Source organism: Peptoniphilus indolicus ATCC 29427, from assembly GCF_000227315.1.
GTDB classification, from domain to species: Bacteria; Bacillota; Clostridia; order Tissierellales; family Peptoniphilaceae; genus Peptoniphilus; species Peptoniphilus indolicus.
On record NZ_JH165064.1, the window covers coordinates 12469 to 15756 of the forward strand.

A 3288-nucleotide genomic window follows, 5' to 3' on the forward strand; every position below is an offset into this window, starting at 1 on the left:
CATTTTTTTATCTATTTCATTCCTACAATAAAACTAATTAATTCCCATTTCTTCCAGGTACTTTTTTAAATATACCTGTTACCATAAGCGCAATAGCTCCATCTCCAGTTACATTACATGCAGTACCGAAAGAATCTTGTAATGCAAATATAGATAACATAAGAGCTGTTCCGGCATCATTAAATCCTAAAACTGAAGTAATTAGCCCCAAAGAAGCAACGACAGTTCCTCCTGGAACTCCAGGAGCAGCAATGGCAAATATTCCTAAAAGGAAACAGAATAAAATCATACTTGAAATTTCCGGCATTTTCCCATATAAAATTTGTGATACCGTCATTACAAAAAAAGTTTCAGTTAAAACTGAACCACATAAATGAGTATTTGAACAAATCGGTATTACAAAATCTCTAATTTCCGGGTCTAATGTTTTAGATTTTCCAGCTGATTTTAGTGCAACAGATAGTGTCGCTGCTGAAGACATAGTACCAAGTGCCGTTAAATAAGCTGGCAGATAATGTTTAAATACTTCTTTTGGATTAGTCTTTGAAATTAAACCGCCTATAGTATAAAGCAATGAAAGCCATATAAAGTGTCCAACTATTACAATCAATATAATTTTTAAGAATACTGGCAACTCTTTAATTATAACGCCTTCATAAGAAAGTTCAGCAAAAGTTGTTCCAATATAAACCGGAAGTATGTTAATTACAACTTTATCAACTATTTTTAAAACCATTGCATTAAAATCTACTAAAAGTTCTTCCCAAACTTTTGATTTGGTCCATATTACTGCAAGACCTATTAATACAGCTGTTACAAGTGCCGTCATTACAGGCATTATAGGGCTAAAACTAAGAGCAAAAACTGACTCCGGTATAGCCTTTCCTGTTCCAACATTACTTGCTATGTCTAAATTTGGAATTATAATTCTCCCAGTAACTAAACTAAAAAGTGCAGCTCCAACTGAAGATACATAGCAGATAATAAGTGTTGTACTTAGTATTTTCCCAGCATTGTCTTTTAAAGATACTATAGCCGGCGTTATAAATCCAAGTATTATCATCGGCACTATGTAACTAATAAGATTGCTTAAAATAGATTTAATTGCATCTATTACTACTATCGCTTCAGCAGACGCAATACTACCTACTAATATCCCAGCCACTAATCCAACTATTAGTTTGAAAACTAATGTGTTAAAAAAAGACTTCTTTTTCATATTTCCCCCTCATAAAATAAAGTTATTAGATAATAATATAATTTTCTAATAATATTTACAACTTAATTTATAATATATATAATTTTACTGTGAATATTATTTCTTTAGCATCTCATTTAAGATCACTTCATCAGTAGTTTTCATACCATATCTTGCAATATGCCCTACAGTTTCTATTGTTTTATCCAAAGTTTCTTTTACTATTCCATCACCCGGATTAAAAGAATTATTTGTCTTAGCTTGCTCATAAGCTAAGAAAGCATTTCTTAAACTCGAAGCTATTTTCATTGCACAGCTAGGTTTTGCACCATCACATATAATTCCTGAGTTTACAGCTAATGAATTTGATAAAGTTTCTTTTAAAACATCTATATTTTCATTATTTAAATAACCAATTCCACAAACTGAAGCTGAAGCCGCTGAGACAACTCCGCAATAAGCAGATAATTTTCCTATTCCTTGTTTCAAATATAGGCCTATTAAATTTGCAAATACAAGAGCTCTGTAAAGCTCATCTTCCGAAACTCCTTTGTCTTTTGCGTACAAAATAATAGGCACAGAAACTGTTATCCCTTGATTTCCACTCCCCGAATTAATTACAACCGGTTTTTCAGACCCAGACATTCTAGCATCCGAACCCGCTGCAGCATAAGCTACTAATTTTTCATTGTAATTATCAGAATAATTTTTTAAAATTATCTTTCCAATATTTGAACCCCAATCATTTTCAATTCCATCTTTTGCAATTTCGGTATTATATGATATTTCTAAATCTAAAATATCCTTTACTTCGGAGTAATCACATTTTTTTGCAAATTCATAAATTTTTTCAAATGAAAAGTCAACTTCGCAATCATCCTGACTCTCTAAAGTTTTTTCATAAATCACTTCATCGTTCTTTTCTTTTAAAATTATATTTGTATGAGCGCCTTGTAAGACTACTCTTGAAGATTGATCTTTCGCAAGTAATTTTATATCTATGTATAAATTAGAAACATCCGGTTTTAATTTAATTTCAATTATTTCATTTTCAATTTTTTCATCACATTCATCTAATTTACTCTTATCCACATCAGATAAAACTTCCAATTTTTTAGAGGCGTCACCTAAAAAAGCTCCCGCAACAATAGAAATTTCCAAGCCCTTTCTTCCATCAGTTCCCGGAACTGTTACAGAGTTGGCATTTTTTATTATGTTTCCAGAGACATTAACTAATATCTTCTCAGGTTCTATCCCAAGTATTTCTCGTGCAACAGCTGAAGCGTACGCCAAAGCTATCGGCTCAGTACACCCAAACGCCGGCACCAATTCTTTCTTCATATAACTTATATAATCCATATCATAACCCCTTTCACTAATATTATTAGCAAATTCCATGCCAACTATATTTGCAAAAAAACACAATAAATACAATTTTTATTTACTCATTTTGCAAATTTGAGAAATTTATTTGCATTTACGCAAATTTATAGATACTATTTATAAAGGTGATAAAATGTTTGAAATTGACCAAATAAAAAATTCTGTTCAAGATATTGCAGATGCGATATCATCCATACTTAAAATCGAAGTTACAATAGTGAATAAAGACTTGCGCCGTATAGCAGCTACCGGAAACTATAAAGATTTAATCGGCGAACAATTGCCAAAGGGCTGTTCTTATGAGCACATTTTAAATAGTAAATCATTTGAAAGTATAATTGAAAGAGATATAAGTGATAGATGTAAAAATTGCACATCATCGGAAAATTGTGAAGAGATGGCTTCAATCGGCTACCCTATTTTAAATGATAATCAAGAAGTTTTGGGAGTTATAGGTCTGATTGCATTCACTCAACAACAACGTAACTCTATTTATCAAAACTATGACAGCATAACAAAATTTTTATCAAAACTTAGCATATTGATGTCTCGAAATTTACAATATGAACAAACTATAAATGATATATCTTTGAAAAATCAGGAAATATCAAATATAGTAAATTCATTAGATAGCGCCATATTATTTACTGACAAAAATATGATAATTCAAAATTATAACTACAAAGTGTATGATTTTTTAAAATTAG

At 30.9% G+C, this 3288-nt stretch carries 2 protein-coding genes and 1 pseudogene; 1 reads left to right on the forward strand and 2 read right to left on the reverse strand.

Annotated elements, in window-relative coordinates:
- Window positions 1-37: 37 nt before the first annotated feature.
- Both HMPREF9129_RS07665 and HMPREF9129_RS07670 read right to left on the reverse strand, forming a co-directional pair.
- Window positions 38-1219, reverse strand: coding sequence for a dicarboxylate/amino acid:cation symporter (locus HMPREF9129_RS07665; protein WP_004822221.1), 1182 nt, complete (start codon window positions 1217-1219; stop codon window positions 38-40).
- Between the two features lie 96 nt (window positions 1220-1315).
- On the reverse strand, window positions 1316-2557 hold the full coding sequence (locus tag HMPREF9129_RS07670; RefSeq protein WP_040552844.1) for an L-cysteine desulfidase family protein: 1242 nt from the start codon (window positions 2555-2557) through the stop codon (window positions 1316-1318).
- 157 nt (window positions 2558-2714) lie between these two features.
- Between HMPREF9129_RS07670 and HMPREF9129_RS11740 the strand changes: the two are divergent.
- Window positions 2715-3288, forward strand: a pseudogene (locus HMPREF9129_RS11740) (AAA family ATPase); the annotation flags it as partial.